Consider the following 867-nt stretch of genomic DNA (forward strand, 5'->3'; position numbering starts at 1 on the left):
GAAGCGCGAGTCCACGGCACGCCTCGACGCGGTCCTGCCCGGCGATCCGGGCCAGCAGCGCGGTCGCCTCGCGGGGGCCGAACACCTCCAGCTCGACCCGCCGGGCCGACTCCAGCCCGGTCAGCCGGGCCCGGCTGGTCACGATCGCCGCCGAGCCCGGCGATCCGGGCAGCAACGGGCGCACCTGGCGCTCGTCCGCCGCGTTGTCGAGCACGACGAGGATTCGTCGTCCGGCGAGCAGGCTCCGGAACAGCGCGCTGCGCTCCTCCAGCGACTCCGGGACCGCGTGCCCGGCGATGCCGAGCGCCGTGAGGAACCCGCCGAGCACCCGGGCCGGGCTCACCGGTTCGGCGAGCTCGGCGCCCAGGTCGGCGTACAGCTGCCCGTCGGGGAACCGGGCCGCCTCGCGATGCCCGACGTGTACGGCGAGCGCCGTCTTGCCGACACCGCCCATCCCGGAGATCACCACCGGCGTCGCGGCCTGCCTGATCGCCCGGACCAGCAGAAGGACGTGCGCCTCCCGGCCGATGAAGTCGGCGATCGCGGGCGGCAGCTGGGCGGGCGGCGGCAGCGCGGCCTCCACGAGCGGTTCCGGTCCGTGGTCGCGGTCTCGGGCGAGCACGGTGAGGTACGCGCGCTGGACGCGGGCACCGGGCTCGACGCCCATCTCGTCGATGATCCGCTCGCGTACCCGCTGGTAGCGCCGGAGGGCGTCGGCCGGCCGTCCGGCGATCGACAACAACTCGATCAGGCTCGCCTGGAGCTCCTCGTCCAGCGGGTGCTCGTCCGCCAGGGCGACCACTCGCGCCACCGCCGAGCCGGGCCGGCCCGCCGCGATGGCGGCCTCGGCGAACGCGACGGCGGCCC

The 867-nt window shown here is 76.1% G+C and carries 1 protein-coding gene; it reads right to left on the reverse strand.

Features of this window, described 5'->3' with window-relative positions:
• Positions 1–867, reverse strand: an 867-nt coding sequence (locus tag ACFFNX_RS51495; RefSeq protein ID WP_378213827.1) for a BTAD domain-containing putative transcriptional regulator, incomplete at both ends; no start/stop codon positions are given.

Source organism: Actinoallomurus acaciae (assembly GCF_042429965.1).
GTDB lineage: Bacteria > Actinomycetota > Actinomycetes > Streptosporangiales > Streptosporangiaceae > Actinoallomurus > Actinoallomurus acaciae.